Origin of the sequence: Candidatus Dechloromonas phosphoritropha (genome assembly GCA_016722705.1) — a bacterium.
Classification (GTDB): domain Bacteria; phylum Pseudomonadota; class Gammaproteobacteria; order Burkholderiales; family Rhodocyclaceae; genus Azonexus; species Azonexus phosphoritrophus.
Map to the genome: position 1 here is coordinate 615190 of JADKGN010000004.1, position 16786 is coordinate 631975.

At 58.6% G+C, this 16786-nt stretch carries 12 protein-coding genes and 2 pseudogenes; 4 read left to right on the forward strand and 10 right to left on the reverse strand.

What is annotated here, in order from left to right:
* The first annotated feature begins 4 nt into the window (after positions 1 to 4).
* Positions 5 to 5305, forward strand: a complete 5301-nt coding sequence (locus IPP03_08555; GenBank protein ID MBL0352697.1) for a hypothetical protein — start codon at positions 5 to 7, stop codon at positions 5303 to 5305.
* A gap of 15 nt (positions 5306 to 5320) precedes the next feature.
* Complete coding sequence (locus tag IPP03_08560; protein MBL0352698.1) at positions 5321 to 5749, forward strand: prepilin-type N-terminal cleavage/methylation domain-containing protein; 429 nt, start codon at positions 5321 to 5323, stop codon at positions 5747 to 5749.
* 66 nt (positions 5750 to 5815) lie between these two features.
* On the opposite strand, the gene IPP03_08565 is transcribed toward IPP03_08560, so the two are convergent.
* Complete coding sequence (locus tag IPP03_08565; protein ID MBL0352699.1) at positions 5816 to 6391, reverse strand: hypothetical protein; 576 nt, start codon at positions 6389 to 6391, stop codon at positions 5816 to 5818.
* Between the two features lie 173 nt (positions 6392 to 6564).
* Here IPP03_08565 and IPP03_08570 point away from each other — a divergent pair, with 173 nt between their 5' ends.
* Positions 6565 to 6744 (forward strand): hypothetical protein, encoded by a 180-nt coding sequence (locus IPP03_08570; GenBank protein ID MBL0352700.1) that lies wholly within the window; start codon positions 6565 to 6567, stop codon positions 6742 to 6744.
* Between the two features lie 110 nt (positions 6745 to 6854).
* Here the strand turns inward: IPP03_08570 and IPP03_08575 are convergent.
* From IPP03_08575 to IPP03_08585, 3 genes and pseudogenes are all read right to left on the reverse strand, one after another.
* Positions 6855 to 7339, reverse strand: a pseudogene (locus IPP03_08575) (hypothetical protein).
* Between the two features lie 15 nt (positions 7340 to 7354).
* Positions 7355 to 7612 (reverse strand): GlsB/YeaQ/YmgE family stress response membrane protein, encoded by a 258-nt coding sequence (locus IPP03_08580; protein ID MBL0352701.1) that lies wholly within the window; start codon positions 7610 to 7612, stop codon positions 7355 to 7357.
* A gap of 176 nt (positions 7613 to 7788) precedes the next feature.
* Positions 7789 to 8190 (reverse strand): hypothetical protein, encoded by a 402-nt coding sequence (locus tag IPP03_08585; protein ID MBL0352702.1) that lies wholly within the window; start codon positions 8188 to 8190, stop codon positions 7789 to 7791.
* A gap of 408 nt (positions 8191 to 8598) precedes the next feature.
* On the opposite strand from IPP03_08585, the pseudogene IPP03_08590 reads away from it, so the two are divergent.
* A pseudogene (locus IPP03_08590) lies at positions 8599 to 9546 on the forward strand (IS256 family transposase).
* Between the two features lie 422 nt (positions 9547 to 9968).
* On the opposite strand, the gene IPP03_08595 reads toward IPP03_08590, so the two are convergent.
* The 6 genes from IPP03_08595 to IPP03_08620 all read right to left on the reverse strand — a co-directional run bounded on the left by IPP03_08595 (position 9969) and on the right by IPP03_08620 (position 16650).
* Positions 9969 to 10532 carry a histidine phosphatase family protein gene (locus tag IPP03_08595; GenBank protein ID MBL0352703.1) on the reverse strand — a complete coding sequence of 188 codons (564 nt, stop codon included), beginning with the start codon at positions 10530 to 10532 and terminating at the stop codon, positions 9969 to 9971.
* 553 nt (positions 10533 to 11085) lie between these two features.
* Positions 11086 to 12018, reverse strand: a complete 933-nt coding sequence (gene ispH, locus IPP03_08600; GenBank protein MBL0352704.1) for a 4-hydroxy-3-methylbut-2-enyl diphosphate reductase — start codon at positions 12016 to 12018, stop codon at positions 11086 to 11088.
* Entirely contained in the window at positions 12019 to 12450 is a 432-nt protein-coding gene (locus tag IPP03_08605; protein ID MBL0352705.1) for an FKBP-type peptidyl-prolyl cis-trans isomerase, read from the reverse strand.
* Positions 12447 to 12929, reverse strand: coding sequence for a lipoprotein signal peptidase (locus IPP03_08610; protein ID MBL0352706.1), 483 nt, complete (start codon positions 12927 to 12929; stop codon positions 12447 to 12449). Before IPP03_08610 ends, IPP03_08605 begins: the two co-directional genes overlap by 4 nt.
* Positions 12922 to 15720: an isoleucine--tRNA ligase gene (gene ileS, locus IPP03_08615; protein ID MBL0352707.1), complete on the reverse strand. Its 2799-nt coding sequence runs from the start codon at positions 15718 to 15720 to the stop codon at positions 12922 to 12924. Before ileS ends, IPP03_08610 begins: the two co-directional genes overlap by 8 nt.
* A gap of 9 nt (positions 15721 to 15729) precedes the next feature.
* Positions 15730 to 16650 carry a bifunctional riboflavin kinase/FAD synthetase gene (locus IPP03_08620; GenBank protein MBL0352708.1) on the reverse strand — a complete coding sequence of 307 codons (921 nt, stop codon included), beginning with the start codon at positions 16648 to 16650 and terminating at the stop codon, positions 15730 to 15732.
* Between the last annotated feature and the right edge of the window lie 136 nt (positions 16651 to 16786).

Here is a 16786-nt window from a genome sequence, read left to right on the forward strand (position 1 = left end):
CGCCATGAATCCCATACGCACCCGCCAATCGAACGCCGGCCAATTTGTCGCCATTCTCTCGCTGACACTGGGTTGCCTGATTCAGACAACCGGCGCTCAGGCCGCGACCCTGGCCAATGCCCCCCTGTTCGTCAAGGCCAGCCAGCCGCCGCTGGTCTTGCTGACCATGGCTCGCGACCACAAGCTCTATTACGAAGCGTACAACGACTACTCTGACCTCAACGGAGACGGCAGTCTCGACGTCGGCTACAAACCCGGGATCATTGAGTACTACGGTCAATTTGACTCCTACAAGTGTTACTCCTATTCAGGCGGCATCTTTATACCCGTCGCCATGAGCGACGCGCTAGGCACCACGCCCGAAACCTACAACAAGAAATGCACAGTCTCGGGCAACTACTGGAGCGGTGATTTTCTGAACTATGTGACAACATCGCGCATCGATGCCTTGCGCAAGGTGCTGTACGGCGGATTCCGAAGCACCGACACCACGACGCAGACCACCCTGGAGCGCGCATTCATACCCCAGGATGCCCACAGTTGGGGCAAGGAATATCTCAGCGTCGCCAACGACGGGTACGACATTTCGGAATACACGCCACTCGCGCTTCCAGAGACGGACAAGCGCCATCTCTTCGCCAATGTCACCCTGACCGGCTACGGGAACCCCCCCTTGATGCGCGTTCTCAGCAATAGCAGCTTCAGAATCTGGAACTGGGTCTCGATCGAACGCCCGGTCGCCGGCACCGATTGCGCGACCGGAAACAACGCGCGGAGCAATTGCACTTCGGGCAGCACCTATGCCAGCTTCCCGAACAATGCCACAGAGTACGATGCGCTGGTGACTACCTACGCGACCTCCGGGCACCTTCAAGGCTTTCGAGACGTCGCGAACATCGATCAGATCGGAACCGATCTGAACCCCTATCAGACAAACCCGGACAACAATTATCTCGATATCTTTACAGGAGATTTAATCGTTTCCACCGCCGGCAGCTACCAATTCTCTGTCGATGGCGACGACGCGGTTGAACTCTGGATCGACGGAACTCGTGTCGTTGGATGGTACGGCGGCCATGGCGTTTGCAACTGCGATAGCTACTCCGCCACGGTGAATCTCACTGCCGGCAGCCACGCGATCGTTTTTCGTCATCAGGAATATCAAGGCGGTGAAGGCTGGAGACTAAGATGGAAGGGTCCAGACAGCGGCAACGCGTGGGCGGTGGTCCCGGCTGCCAAGTTCAGCAACCTTAAGCAAACCTTCTATAACACGACCACCGCGGCATCGACCATGACGGACTACACCGTCCGTACCGAGGTGTGCAAGGAGATCTCGGGAGTTCCTGCCACAGCCAATTATGGCCGCGAAGCCAATTGCAAGGCCTACACCGATGGAACGACGACAATCTACAAGCCGACCGGCCTGCTGCACAAGTACGGCGACAACAACGGTATGTACTTTGGCCTGCTGACCGGGTCTTACGATCAGAACACCGATGGCGGCATCTTGCGTAAGCCAATGTCGTCGATCACCAACGAAATCGAAACCACGACCGGCATTTTCAAGGAATCCGGCAGCACCTGCGGCACCGCTTCAAGCAGCGCCTGCGTTGCCGGCATTGTCGGCACAATCAACCGGCTGCACATCACCAGTTTTAACTATGGCGATTATTCCTACAGTTGCGGCTGGATCACTACCCGGGCGATGAACCCGGGCGAGTGCGAGATGTGGGGAAATCCGCTTGCGGAAATGATGTATGAAGCGGTTCGCTATTTCTCCGGCGCAACCTCGGCCACTCCGGCATTCACGACCAACAGAACCCGGGATGATGGCGTTACCCTGCCCGCTGGCGGAACCGGCCTGCCAAGATTCACGACCTGGACCAACCCCTATACTGCAGCACAAATAGCCCCCATCCCGGATACCGGTCCGTTCCCGCATTGCTCCAAGCCCTTCCTGATGCTGATCAGCGATGTCTACCCTTCGTTCGACTCGGACAAGGTACCGGGCGTCAACAGCAATTTTGGAAGCGTCGCGGCGGCCACAATCAATAACGCGACGCTTGATGCTTCAAGCAGAGGTCAGGATCTGTGGAATCTTGAGTTCGGCGCCAGCGCCAACAAGGACATCTTCATCGGCCAGGTTGGCATCAATTTTGACGGCGCGCCCACAGCCAAGACCGCCTCAAGTTTCGGCAACATCCGCGGGCTTGCACCGAGCGACCCGACGCGTCAGGGAAGCTATTACTCGGCCAGCGTTGCCAATTTCGGATTGCTGAACGACCTGAATCCGGTCACCGGGAACCAGAAACTGGGTACTTTCTCGATTGCGCTCGCCGCACCCCTGCCGACCATTCAGATTCCCATTCCGGGATCACCGGACAAGCCGGTGACGATTGTTCCCTTTGCCAAATCGGTTGGTGGATCCAGCATCAGTGCAACCAAGGGAGCCTTCCAGCCGACCAACCAGATTGTCGATTTTTACGTGGATGCCATCAAGAATACCGCGGTCGGCAACATGGATGCGAATGTCAATGGCGGTCGCCCATACTACCTGTTCAGGATCAATTACGAAGACGTCGAGCAGGGTGCCGACCACGACATGGATGCGATTGCCCTGTATGAGGTCAAGCTGAATGCCGACAACACTGTATCGGTCAAGGTCGATTCGATTTACGCGGCCGGCGGCATTATTCAGCACATGGGTTATGTCATCTCCGGCACCACCGCCGACGGCACCTATCTGGTGGTGCGCGATAGTGATACCGACTACGGCAGCGACCCCGAATACTTCCTGGATCGTCCCAACAGTAGCGATACCGGCGCCAACTCAGCCTACCACCTGCCCTTGCGCTCCAGCGCGGATACTGACGTCCCCGACGCCAGCAATTTCGCAACCCGAACCTTTACGCCCAATACCACGGGCACCTCGGCAACCATATTGAATGACCCGCTCTGGTATGCGGCGAAATACGGCGGCTTCAACGACATCAACGGCGATGGCGTGCCGCAGGTCAATGAATGGGATGCCGATGGCGACAAGGTTCCCGACAATTACTTCCTGGTAGTCAACCCGCTGCGACTGCTTCGCCAACTGGACGACGCTCTGGGCAAGATCAAGGATACGTCCGGTACCGCAGCGGCGACCACCGCCAACTCCTTTACCCTGCAGACGGATACCCAGATCTTCCTCGGCCGATTCAACAGCGACGGCTGGAGCGGCGAGCTTCTCGCTTATCCTGTTACGGCGACGAGCATCGGCGACCCATCCTGGCAAGCCCAGATCGAGTTGACGAAAAAATCTCCGGCCAGCCGCGTCATCCTCACCTATGACCCCGACAAGGCGGCCGGATCACGGGGCATCCCCTTCCAGTGGAGCAGCATGTCGTCCCCAGGCGTCTTGCAGAACTCACTCAACATGTTATCCACTGGCACTGTCGACGGTCTCGGTGACAAGCGTGTTGACTTCCTGCGCGGGGTGGATGTAGTCGGCATGCGCACACGCCCGCAAATCTTGCTGACGAACATTGCCAGTTCGAGTTGCGTTGGCTCGTATTCATGTCCATCGGGTGGCGGCGTTGCGTATTGCTCAACCAGTGGATCGGTAACCTGTACGCCGACAGGCAAGACCAATCTTCTGGGCGACATCATCAACTCGCAATCCCAGTACGTCGCACGGCCGAATGGCGGCTTTGCTGATGCAAGCTATGCCAAGTTCGCCGCTGACTACAGTGGCGCCAATACGACGGGCAAGGGAAACCGCCAGTCAATGATCTATGTTGGCGCCAATGACGGCATGTTGCACGGCTTCAATGCGACGACCGGTGAAGAACTCCTGGCTTATGTACCAAGTGATGTGTACCGTTTGCGAAATTCCCGTTGGGGCCTGAGCAAGCTGACCGAAGCCGACTACGGCAAGACCGGAAGCACCAACGCGCACCGCTACTATGTTGATGCCACCCCGACTATCGGCGATATCTGTACCGAGGAAAACGTCGGTTCATGCAGCGACGGCAACTGGCGCTCATTGCTGGTTGGCGCACTGGGTGCTGGCGGCCAGGGCATCTTTGCCCTTGATGTAACCGACCCCGCCACCTTTTCGGAGGCCAATGCCTCGACCCTGGTCAAATGGGAATTCTCCGACAAGGACGATGCAGACATGGGTTACACGATCGGGCGACCGTATATCGTTCGTCTGTGCACCACCCGCGTGTCCGGATCATGCGACAAATGGACCTGGCACGTGCTGATCAACAGCGGTTATAACAACACCGAAGCTGACGGCAACGTCAGCACCACCGGCGATGCCGCGCTTTTCGTGCTCAATGCGAAAACTGGCGCCCTGATCAGGAAAATCAATGTCAAGCAAGGCGACATGACGGCGACCGGCCCGAACGCTCTGGCCGAGATCGCCCCTGTCGACCTGGATGGTGACGGCATCGTTGATTATGTCTATGCGGGTGACATCAAGGGAAACCTGTGGCGTTTTGACTTCACCGACCAGAACCCCACTAACTGGGACATCACGCTGGGAACAGCAGGCAACCCGGACCCGCTCTATGTCGCGTGGGACGAGCAAGGCACCAGGGCCCGCCAACCGATTACTACCGCACCGGACGCCATTCGGCACCCGAATGGTGGCGTACTGCTGAATTTCGGCACGGGAAGCTATCTCTTCAAGACCGATGACTTGACTACGCAAGCCCAGACCGTATACGGGATATGGGACAAGATGAATACCACCTCGGTCGCTTCGACAGACCGCCTGAACCTTCAGGAGCAGCAGGTCATTACCGCAACCGTTTCGGCAACGTCGACGTTCGCATTCGGAGGAGTCACGAAAACCGAAACAACGGATTACCGTACGCTCACCGACAACAGTATCGACTGGGCCGCGAAAGATGGCTGGTACTTCAACCTGCCCGATACCGGCGAACGGATCAGCAACAATGTCGAGGTGCGTGGCGGAACTATCTTGCGTGTGGTCAGTACGGTTCCCTCTGACGATATCTGCGCAGCCGGCGGCTATTCGTGGGAATACTTCGTCGATGCATTCAACGGCGGTCGCCTGACATGGTCTGCCTACCCGGATGTCTCGGGCCTGCAGAACTTCGGCGGTACAAATGCCTTTGCTTCGGCACGCAAGAGCACGACGGGGATCACACCACCCGGCGTGATCATCACCAACCCGAAAGGCGCTGATGTCGAGTTTGACTTCGGTAGTGCCGGACAAACCATAGTCAAAAAGGATCTCGGTAAAGGCAAGGCGGGCCGCCTTGGCTGGCGCGAGATACTGACCGACTGACCAATGGAGAAGTCAATGAATCAACGTGGGTTTACACTAATCGAGGTAATGATCGTCGTGGTGGTGATTGCGATCCTCGCTGCGATCGCCTATCCAAGTTACTTGGAATATATATCGCGCTCGCGCAGAACCGACGCCAAGTCAGCGCTAACAACAGCAGCACAAGCCATGGAGAAGTTCTATACCGAGCGGATGACTTATAACGGTGCCGTAATCGGCACCGTCGCGCCGGCTGTTTCTCCGGACGGGTTCTATACGATTAGTTTCGACACGACTTCAAGTGGCGGAACAGCGTGTAGCGGGGAGACCACCACGAACCCTTCGGCAAATGCCTTCAGGCTTTGCGCAACGCCTACCGGGGCGCAAGCAACGGACAGTTGTGGCGTTTTTTCACTAAGCAACACCGGTGAGAGAACACCGACCACGAACCGTTGCTGGAACTGATTGCGTAGCGGAAGGGATTCCGCTACGCCCCGAATTATCCAGGTAGGATTATTCTTTTTTGTTGGATCAATGCGAAGACAGTTCTTTCGGCAACGGAAATGAAACGTTCTCTTCGACCCCAATCGCCTGTGATATTTGGGCTCCGGTCAGCAGGCTGATGCGGTCGACCACCCTTTTGACCAGAATTTCCGGGGCCGATGCGCCGGCGGTGACACCGATTTTTCGCTTCCCCACCAGCCAGCCGGCTTCGATTTCCTCGGGGCCGTCGATCAGGTAGCCGTCCACGCCGCGCGCAATCGCCACCTCCTTGAGGCGGCGCGAGTTGGAACTGTTCGGGCTGCCGACGACAATAACCAGGTCGCATTGCTCGGCCAGCGCCTTGACGGCATCCTGACGATTCTGCGTGGCGTAGCAGATGTCGTCCTTCTTCGGCCCCTGGATCTCGGGGAATTGCTCCCAGAGCGCGCCGATGACGACCGGCGCATCGTCGACCGAGAGCGTCGTCTGGGTGACGAATGGGAGTTTGTCCGGCGTGCCGATCTTGAGGCTCCTGACGTCTTCAGGGGTTTCGACGAGGTACATGCCGTCACGGCTCTGCCCCATCGTGCCCTCGACCTCCGGGTGCCCCTTGTGGCCGATCATGACGACCTCGCGGGCCCAATTGCCGCTTACCGTTCCACTCCACGCATCTATAGTCCCGTTAACTGGTAGCTTACAATTGTCATGTTTCGACTGGCTTGCCGTAACCGTCTGCCCACCACCGTCTTTCGGGGTTCGCGCGAATCAGGCAGGCGAGGATAGGCTGGCTGATCAATTTGTGCAGCGACCTTCCACGGCAGCAAGTCGCTGACGCGGTTGACCGGGTAATCCGCGATGCGCGCAATGCGCGCCACCGAGACCCCGACCCCGGGCCGCAGCGTCTGCTCGACAAGCGCCAGCTTCAATGCCCGCAGGTAATGCTGGTAACGACCGCGTCGGCCGGCAACTACAACTGACTTCGAATTTGTGTCCATGAATTCCTTTGTGGGCACAAATTTGAGATGCCCCTCTGGGCTCAATCTTCCTGCAGCCCCCGTTCAGAAAATAGACGCGGGTAACCGGACGGTTACACATGATCCTTCATCTTCGCCAGCGCTACCGCCAAGGTGGCTCCGCCGAGTGTCTTGATCAGCGTCGAGTGTTGCGCATAGAAGTTGGCCAGGTTGTCAGCGACACCCGGGTCAGTTTGGTGGGCGTGATTGACCACTGCCTGCACCTCCTCCGCTGTCAGTTGAGAAGCCGGTCCGGCGTGATCTGTGTGCTGCCTGGCGCCAAGGCCCGCCCCAGGACTCCTCCCGCCAAGGCCGAAGCGGCTGCGGGGCCCAGAGTTGCCAAGATCTGGTTGAGCATGCCTGCCTGTTGTTGCCCGTTTGAATTGCCGAACATCTGGCCCACCATGTCACCAATGGAAGGCGTCTGTTCAGACTGGAATGCATGTGTCAATCCGCTGGCGATTACCTCGTCAGGGGCATTCTGGGCGACTTGGTCGAAATGCTCGCCGCTAACGGCTCCGCCAGCGACAACCTGTGAAAGTAGATCCAACAGTCCCATAATCCAAGCCTCCGTCTAACGACCGCTATTGCGGGTGATCAAGTGGTAAACGACCAGCAGCACGATGGCGCCAATGACCGATGCGATAAAGCCGGCGACATGCCCAGCCGAATACCACCCCAGCGCCTGACCGAGATAGCTGGCAAGCAGCGAACCGGCTATGCCAAGTACCGCGGTCATGAAGAACCCACCGGGCCCGCTACCCGGGGTCAACATCTTCGCAAGCAAACCAGCGAAGAATCCGATGACAATCGTCCAGACGATGTGCCCCATGAATTACCACCTCCGGCAAAAGGAAAGCGACGAAACCCTCGCGTGAGGTCATCAGGCCTATCGTCAGACAGTACAGCAGGCCAGACGCTACCGAGAATACTTCAAAAAAGAACAGATTGATCAAAGAGAAGCCCGCCAAGGCGGGGCGCTCGGATTGCAACAAGAAATTTGCGCGGCTATGAACAAGCCTTATTGTGAACCGGATGATTGCCCTTGGCTTTGGCGTCAGCTTCGCTCATGTACTCACCGGCTTTGGTTTTTCCGTAGTATTTGCTTCCCGGGCAGTGGTAAGTTTTTGATGAAGAATTCACCCATACCTTACCTTCGCCACCTCCGGCTGCGGGAGTATCTGACGTCTTGTATGCCCCTTTCTTGGGTTCCATTGCTGTTGGGGCTGCGGGCTTTGCCGGGGAAGCCGGCGTAGCAGGGCTGGCCATCGGTGCCGCAGCTGACGGAGCAGGGCTGGCCATCGGTGCGGGTGTGGCTGGCTTGGCAGGAGCTGGAGCGGTTTGAGCGAAGCTGTGGACGGTCAACAACAGTCCCGCACTCAGGGCAATCGATTGCAGAAGTAGTTTCATGAGTTCCCTTTCATAAGTTGTTTGGCCGACGAAAAGCTTCGGTCATCGACAAGCTATCACAAGTTCTTCTCATGAGTGCACGGGCAGGGTAGTGAGTTGTCTGAAATTCCTCGCCCAACCAACATCCAGTCATTTACGGCAGCGCCGGCACACCCGCTATGTTGGCTACCGATTCTCGGGGGCATCTACGCTGAGGCTCGCCGATTCGCAGGGCTACCGAGGATTCCAGTCGACCAAGCCTGCCAAGCTGTAAGCAGAGGTCGCGGCGGACACAAATGCCAACAATTTGCGTACCGAGCTTTTCCGTACACCCAGGTCTGAAGTGGCCCCCTGAGTCAAGACAGTAATTCAGTCAGTTTAAGCTGCACATTCGACTTCACTCACAGCTGGACGGCGCTGCCGTCGGTACGCGTTACGGCGGCGTTGCCCTGGCTGTACCTGAAAGGCATTTCTACCGGTGAAATGCGCGAAGCACTCACTGTGCTGGTCGGTGACCAGGCCAGGTGACTGAGTCCGAATGTCGTTTCTCGGTTGAAGGGTGAGTGGGCGGCCGAGTACGCCGGCTGGATGAAGCGCGATCTGTCGACCAGTCGTTACATCTATTGGCGGGCGGACGGCATACACACCGGATTGCGCCAGGAGAATGATGCCCGACAATGTCTGCTGGTCATCATAGGCGTGACGCCGGACGGAACCAAGGAACTGGTCACGATCGGCGACGGTCTGCGCGAATCGAAGGAATCCTGGCTCGATGTCTTGTGCGACCTGGCCGGGCGCGGTGTTCAATCTGGCCCGTTGCTGGCCGTGGGTGACGGCGCGCTGGGCTTCTGGGCAGCGCTCGACGAGGTCTATCCGGAACCCCGCCGGCAGCGCTGCTGGGTGCACCAGACCGGCAATGTCCTCAATACCCTGCCCAAGTCGCTGCAAGCCAGAGCCAAGGCGGATCTGCATGAAATCTGGATGGCGCCGACCCGCGCCCAGGCCCTCGTCGCTTTCGACCATTTCCTGAAGACTTACGGCGCCAAGTATCCGAAGGCGACCGACAAACTCGTGAAGGATGGCGAGGCGCTGCTGGCCTTTTACGACTTCCCCGCCGAACCCTGGATTCACCTGCGAACGACCAATCCGATCGCGTCGACGTTCGCGACCGTCCGCCATCGCACCACACGAACGAAGAACTGTGTGAGGCGATCCGCCTTCCTCGGACTAGCCTTCAAGCTGGTACAGGAAGCCGAGAAATCATGGCGCCGCATCCGCGGCGTCGAGCGCATCGCCGAATTGCTGTCCGGCACTGTCTTCAAGGATGGTGTCCCGGTAACCCCAGATGACATGCAACAGCAGCAGGTCGCCGCCTGATCAACTGATGCCAAAAGCATCCCATACACCAGATTTGACCTTATCCCGCAAATAATTCAGCCAAACCAAGCCAGGCCATTAGGTTCGACGGCACGTCATTGAACGACATCGTCAGTACCAATGCTGGAAGAAGCGCTGCTAGCCGTTGTAATAATCTGCCATGCGCCAAAGCCTCGAGCGATTATGAAGCGAAGACCCATCGGGGCCAAGGCTTGCTGCCAAGGAGGAAGATAGAAAGACTTGGCTTTGTCTTGGCAGCAACCCAGGCTGGATCTTTGCTTAGCGAGGCGGGCACCAGTAAGCCAGGGCCAAAGAATGCAAGCGAACTGAGCACCAGAAATGTCCGGGTGCGGCGAGGTGAGGAGGGAATTGTCGCCGTATGTTCCTATTGAATCCCAAAGATTCCCCGCTTTGCTAAGGGCTCACAAACCACAATCTGTCGGGGGGTTCAGCCCCTCCTTGTCTATTGACAGCGATGCGCTGCCTTTGGAGTACGTGATGATCCAGATGCTGTCAAAATCGCTATCCTTCCAGTCTGGTGGATTTTTGACCCCTAGCCGTTTCGCGAGAGGTGGAATAGCGCTGTGCTCCCACACCAATAATACGGTACCGGTTTTCTTCTGCACGTCGACGGCGACATCCTTATAATTTTTTTCATCGAATTTGCTGTTCACCGTCAGGTTGTACTTGATGGCAAACGGAGCTACCGTCTGAAACATTCTCGCGTGGCCGGTCGATGGGCCCAGACTCAGGGATGGGACGTAGGTATAGTTCGGTTTGTTGAACTTGTTGTAGAGGACAGCAGACAATTGACGAGCGCGGTTTTCCCCTTGGCAGGACAGATGATCGCCGGTTTCCGGCTTCTCTCCGTGCCGAATGAGGACTACCTTCAAGCTATCATCTGGTATGGGTTTAGCAATGCTTGGGAGTGAAACGACGGATACAACAATCCCGGCAAGGACGGAGTACATAATCCGGTGAGCCATTAGAATTTTCCTCCTGGCAAGCGTTGAAATAGGTAAAACGACTATTGCTTTCGCATATGATTCGCCGCGCGGGGGATGGATTTGACGCGTTAGCTACCAATGAGTAACTGCGGGCAGGAAATACAACGCCACCGTTGCGACAATATCTCCCCCATCATCCGCGGTTGCCCCCGGATCTGTCCTTGGCGAGCTCCGACGAATGCGCAGAATATCGCCCCGGTCAGGCACTACCGCTGCTGCCTTCAACCTGAGTCTACGAACAGAGCACCCCTCTGAACAATTCCTGATACGGGGTAACTGCCCGCTCTACAATGATTAATGGCGATATGAACTTCCCGCCGTAGGTCAAGCGCAACGCAAAACCGCCTGGCGCCCGACAGGGTATCTCCTTTACACAGTTCGTTGCAGATCAATTGCCATCGGCAGGTTTTTTCTGCCAGGGACCACTGATATCAGTCGCCAACCCGGCCGAACTCGAGAAAGGCAAGGTGCCAGCATAAAAAATACGAAAAAGCACGAAGAACGTGTGTCAGTGCTATTTTTCTTCTGCCTGTCATCCGCCGAGCGAGGCGAGTTCTTTCGGCAACGGAAATGAAACGTTCTCTTCGACCCCAATCGCCTGCGATATTTGGGCTCCGGTCAGCAGACTGATGCGGTCGACCACCCTTTTGACCAGAATTTCCGGGGCCGATGCGCCGGCGGTGACACCGATTTTTCGCTTCCCCACCAGCCAGCCGGCTTCGATTTCATCGGGGCCGTCGATCAGGTAGCCGTCCACGCCGCGCGCAATCGCCACCTCCTTGAGGCGGCGCGAGTTGGAACTGTTCGGGCTGCCGACGACAATAACCAGGTCGCATTGCTCGGCCAGCGCCTTGACGGCATCCTGACGGTTCTGCGTGGCGTAGCAGATGTCGTCCTTCTTCGGCCCCTGGATCTCGGGGAATTGCTCCCTGAGCGCGCCGATGACGACCGACGCATCGTCGACCGAGAGCGTCGTCTGGGTGACGAATGAGAGTTTGTCCGGCGTGCCGATCTTGAGGCTCCTGACGTCTTCCGGGGTTTCGACGAGGTACATGCCGTCACGGCTCTGCCCCATCGTGCCCTCGACCTCCGGGTGCCCCTTGTGGCCGATCATGACGACCTCGCGCGCGCGGTCGCGCATCTTGGCGACCTCGACGTGTACCTTGGTGACCAGCGGACAGGTTGCATCGAAAACCTTGAGGCCGCGTTGTTCCGCTTCATCGCGGACCACCCTCGAAACCCCGTGGGCACTGAAGATGACTGTGCTGCCGGCCGGCACTTCGGCGAGATCTTCGATGAAGACGGCGCCCTTGGCGCGCAGGTCGTCGCAGACGAACTTGTTATGCACGACCTCGTGGCGCACGTAAATCGGCGCGCCGAACTTTTCCAGCGCGCGTTCGACAATGGTGATGGCGCGCTCGACACCGGCACAGAAGCCGCGTGGGTTGGCGAGGAGGATTTGCATTTACATGATTCCGATGATTTTCACTTCGAAGCGGATCGTCTTGCCGGCCATCGGGTGATTGAAGTCGAAGAGCGCATGCGTGGCGTCGAGCTCGCGCAGGAAGCCGGCGAAGGTGCCACCGTTCGGGGCGGTGAATTCGACGACGGAATTCTCCTTGAGTTCCATGTCGGCCGGCAGACCGCTACGGGCAATGCGCTCGACGAGGCGTTCGTTATGCTGGCCGAAGGCTTCGTTCGGCTCTAGTTGGAAGACGAAATGCTCCTGCGCCTGCAGGCCGATCAGCACGTTTTCGAGGTTTTCCGCGAGTTGACCGCTGCCCATTTGCAAGGTAGCCGGGCTCATGTCAAAGGTTGAGAGAAATTCCTCGCCATCGAGGCTGGAAATCCGGTAATGCAGGGTCAGGTAGCTGTCGGAACGGACGGTTTCGCTCATCGGGGCGTTTCTTTCTTGTCTGTCGCGGTCAACGTCGAAAATGCCAGAAAAATTGCGCCAACCGTAATGGCCGAATCGGCCACATTGAACGCCGGCCAATAGAAGCCGGCGGCATGCCACTGTATGAAATCGACGACCGCACCGAAGCGAATGCGGTCGATCACATTGCCCAGCGCCCCGCCCATGATCATGGCCAGGGCCAGCGAAAGGAGCCGGTTATGGGTGTTCTTTTTAAGCTCCAGCGCGATCCAGCCGGAAACGCCCAGAGCCAGCGCGGTAAAGAACCAGCGCTGCCAACCCGGCTGGTCGGCCAGAAAGCTGAAGGCCGCGCCGGGGTTGTAAGTCAGCACCCAGTTCCAGAATGGCGCCACGTAAATGGTTTCGCCGAAGCGGATATTTTCGAGCACAACCCACTTGCTGATCTGGTCGAGCACGACGATCAGCCCGGCCAGTCCGAACCAGTGCCGCACGTCAGGCATGCGTACGCGCCTCGCCGCTACCGTACAGGTTGCTGACACAGCGGCCACACAGGGTCGGATGTTCGCTGTCGGTACCGACGTCTTCACGCACATGCCAGCAGCGTTCGCATTTGCCGTGCGTCGACGGCTGTACCAGGAGCACATCGGCATCCGCCTTGCTCAGCGTGGCCTTGGAGCAGATCAGCACGAACTTGAGATCATCACCAAGCGAAGTCAGCAGATCGAATTTTTCGGCAACACACTGCAATTCGACCTCAGCCTGCAGCGAGGAACCAATCTTGCCGGCTTCGCGCAGTGCTTCCAGCGCCTTGGTCACGTCGGCGCGCACGCCGCGTACCTGCGCCCACCTGGCCAGCAGGTCACCCTCGTCGGCCGGCTTGGGCAGTTCGTGCCAAGTCTCGAACATCACCGATTGTTTGGCGTTGCCGGTCAGCACCTGCCAGACTTCCTCGGCGGTGAAGGAGAGAATCGGCGCCATCAATTTGGTGAAGGCCTGCACGATATGCCAAAGCGCGGACTGCGCCGAGCGGCGAGCGCGCGAATCGGGCGCTGTGGTGTACAGGCGGTCCTTCAGGATGTCGAGGTAGAAGCCGCCCAAATCTTCCGAGCAGAAGGTTTGCAGCGCCTGGACGACGCGGTGGAACTCGTAGTGGTCGTAATCGGCCAGACAGTTTTCCTGCAACTCTCGGGTCAGCGCCAGCGCGTAGCGGTCGATTTCCAGCCATTGATCCACCGGCAACATGTCGCTGGCTGCGTTGAAATCGGCGGTATTGGCGAGCAGGAAGCGTAGCGTGTTACGGATACGGCGATAGCCTTCGACAACGCGTTTGAGAATTTCGTCGGAAATCGACAGTTCACCTGAGTAATCGGTCGACGCCGTCCACAAGCGCAGGATTTCCGCCCCCATCTTGTCGGACACCTGCTGCGGCGCGATGACGTTACCCTTGGACTTCGACATCTTGTGACCCTTGCCGTCGACGACAAAACCATGCGTCAGCAGCGCCTTGTACGGGGCGCGGCCGTCGATGGCGCAGCCGGAGAGCAGCGAGGACTGGAACCAGCCGCGATGCTGGTCGGAGCCTTCAAGATACATGTCAGCCGGATAAGCCAGATCGGCGGCGTGCGAGCCACGCAGCACGTGACAGTGCGTGGTGCCCGAATCGAACCAGACGTCGAGCGTGTCCTTCATCTTGGCGTAATGCTCGGCCTCGGCGCCGAGCAGTTCGGCGGCATCGAGTCTGAACCAGGCTTCGATACCCTCCTTCTCGACGCGCAGCGCGACCTGCTCGATCAACTCGGCGGTATGCGGATGCGGCAGCGCGGTTTCCTTGTGCAGGAAGAAGGGAATCGGCACGCCCCAGTTGCGCTGGCGCGATACGCACCAGTCCGGCCGGGTACGCATCATCGCCTCCAGCCGCGCGCGGCCCCAGGCCGGGAAGAACTGCGTTTCATCGACGGCACGCTCGGCGATCCAGCGCAGGGTCGAGGCGTCTTCGTCCTTCTTGTGCTCCATGCCGATGAACCACTGCGTCGTAGCGCGAAAGATTATCGGCGTTTTGTGGCGCCAGCAATGCGGGTAGCTGTGCTGAATTTTCTCGGTTTTTAGCAGTCGACCGCGACATTCGAGTTCCTGCAGCACCAGCGGATTGGCTTCCCAAACCGACTTGCCGGCCAGTTCACCGACCGACAGCGCCGGCGTGTTGGCAAGGAAGCGGCCGTCGCTACCGACCGGATTGTTGACCGGCAGACCATATTTCTTGCCGATCGTAAAGTCGTCCGCACCGTGTGCTGGTGCCGTGTGCACCAAACCGGTGCCGGCCTCGGTGGTAACATGCGTGCCGCAGATGATGGCAACATCGCGCGCCTGCAACGGGTGCTTGAGCAGGATCTGGTCGAGCTTGCTGCCCAGGCAGGAAGCAACGGTTTCGCCACTCAACCCGTAACGCTTGAGGCAGGCGTCAGCCAGTTCACGGACCAGGATCAGCGCGCCCTTTTCGGTTTCGATCAGGTCGTAGGTCAGTTCCGGATGCACGCTGACCGCCTCGTTGGCGGGCAGCGTCCACGGGGTCGTCGTCCAGATCACCGCGAAGGCCGGGCCACGCAGGTGAGTCAGCCCAAAGGCGGTGGCCAGTTTGTCGGCGTGGTTCGTATGCACGTCGAAAGCGACGTCGATGGCCGGCGAGGTCTTGTCCTCGTATTCGACCTCGGCTTCGGCCAGCGCCGAACCGCAATCGAGACACCAGTTGACCGGCTTCAAACCCTGATACAGGTAGCCCTGATCGAGAATCTTGCCGAGCGCCCGCATTTCGTCGGCTTCGGCCTTGAAGCTCATGGTCAGGTAAGGATTGTCCCAATCACCCAGGACGCCAAGACGGATGAAATCCTGCTTCTGGCGCTCGACCTGTTCGGCGGCATAGGCCCGCGACAGTTCGCGCACCTTGTCGGCGGGAATGTTCTTGCCGTGCAGCTTTTCGATCTGATGCTCGATCGGCAGGCCGTGGCAATCCCAACCCGGCACATAGGGCGCATCGAAACCAGCCAGCGTTTTCGAGCGGACAATGATGTCCTTCAAAATCTTGTTTACGGCATGGCCAATATGAATATCGCCATTGGCATAGGGCGGGCCGTCATGCAACACGAAGCGCGGGCGGCCAGCGCTGATCTCGCGGATACGCTGGTAAAGCCTGGTCCGCTGCCATTGGCCGACCCATTGCGGCTCGCGTTTGGGCAGGTCACCGCGCATCGGGAACGGGGTATCCGGCAGGTTCAGGGTATCTTTGTAATCAGCCATTTTGCATGCTCACCGCGTAAAGAAAGCCCGCGCCGCCACGGCATCAGCCGCGATCTGCGCCTTGAGGGCGTCAAAATTGGGAAAACGTTGTTCGTTGCGCAGTTTATGTACGAAACGAACGGAAATATGGGCGCCGTAGATGTCACGCTCGAAATCAAACAGATGCACTTCGAGTAGCGGCCGCGTTCCGCCGACTGTCGGCCTAACACCAAGATTAGCCACGCCGGGCAAGGGCTTGTCGCCCAGGCCGCCGACTTCGACCGCAAAGACACCACTCATCGGCAGCGGATTGTGCTTGATGCGAATGTTCGCTGTCGGGAAGCCCCATTGGCGGCCGAGTTGCTGGCCACGCGTCACCTTGCCGTCGATGACATAAGGCCGGCCAAGCAGGCGTGCCGCATGCGCCATATCGCCCGCCGCCAGCGCCGCCCGGACGCCGGAACTTGACACTCTTTCGCCGTCGACCGTGACACTGCCCATCGCCTCGACAGAGAAGTCGCGCTGAGCACCCGCCTGTTGCAGCAGCGCAAAATCACCCGCGCGCGCCTTGCCGAAGCGGAAATCGTCGCCGATGATCAAATGTTGGACGCGCAATCCACGCACCAGCACCCTGTCGATGAACTGGTCGGCGGAAAGCGCCGCAAACGAAGCGTTGAAGCGGCAGACCGTGGCCTGTTCGATACCCGCCTCGGCAAGCAGTTCGATCTTCTCGCGGAAAGTGGTCAGACGCGCCGGCGCCGAGGCCGGACTAAAAAATTCGCGGGGATGCGGCTCGAAGGTCAGTACGGTCGGAGGCATTGCCGATTGCGATGCGACATCGCACAGGCGGCGGAGCAGTGCGCCATGCCCGAGGTGAACACCGTCGAAATTGCCGATCGCCAATACCGTCGGCCCTGGAACCGGGCGCGAAAAACCACGAACTACCCGCATTTGATGCCCGAAAAAAGCTGCAATTATAGCGACTTGTATTGGCCTGCGCGCGACGCGCTCGGGACTCGACCGAACAGCCCTCGGCATCCCGCAGCCGACGACTGATTAGCGGCCTTGCCGTTTCCTTCCCACAACG

What these genes read in the sequence shown, in the direction of transcription:
- IPP03_08555 (MBL0352697.1), top strand. Translation starts at nt 5, where the DNA reads ATGAATCCCATACGCACCCGCCAATCGAACGCCGGCCAATTTGTCGCC.
- IPP03_08560 (MBL0352698.1), top strand. Translation starts at nt 5,321, where the DNA reads ATGAATCAACGTGGGTTTACACTAATCGAGGTAATGATCGTCGTGGTG.
- IPP03_08565 (MBL0352699.1), bottom strand. Translation starts at nt 6,391, where the DNA reads ATGATCGGCCACAAGGGGCACCCGGAGGTCGAGGGCACGATGGGGCAG.
- IPP03_08580 (MBL0352701.1), bottom strand. Translation starts at nt 7,612, where the DNA reads ATGGGGCACATCGTCTGGACGATTGTCATCGGATTCTTCGCTGGTTTG.
- IPP03_08585 (MBL0352702.1), bottom strand. Translation starts at nt 8,190, where the DNA reads ATGAAACTACTTCTGCAATCGATTGCCCTGAGTGCGGGACTGTTGTTG.
- IPP03_08595 (MBL0352703.1), bottom strand. Translation starts at nt 10,532, where the DNA reads ATGGCTCACCGGATTATGTACTCCGTCCTTGCCGGGATTGTTGTATCC.
- ispH (MBL0352704.1), bottom strand. Translation starts at nt 12,018, where the DNA reads ATGCAAATCCTCCTCGCCAACCCACGCGGCTTCTGTGCCGGTGTCGAG.
- IPP03_08605 (MBL0352705.1), bottom strand. Translation starts at nt 12,450, where the DNA reads ATGAGCGAAACCGTCCGTTCCGACAGCTACCTGACCCTGCATTACCGG.
- IPP03_08610 (MBL0352706.1), bottom strand. Translation starts at nt 12,929, where the DNA reads ATGCCTGACGTGCGGCACTGGTTCGGACTGGCCGGGCTGATCGTCGTG.
- ileS (MBL0352707.1), bottom strand. Translation starts at nt 15,720, where the DNA reads ATGGCTGATTACAAAGATACCCTGAACCTGCCGGATACCCCGTTCCCG.
- IPP03_08620 (MBL0352708.1), bottom strand. Translation starts at nt 16,650, where the DNA reads ATGCGGGTAGTTCGTGGTTTTTCGCGCCCGGTTCCAGGGCCGACGGTA.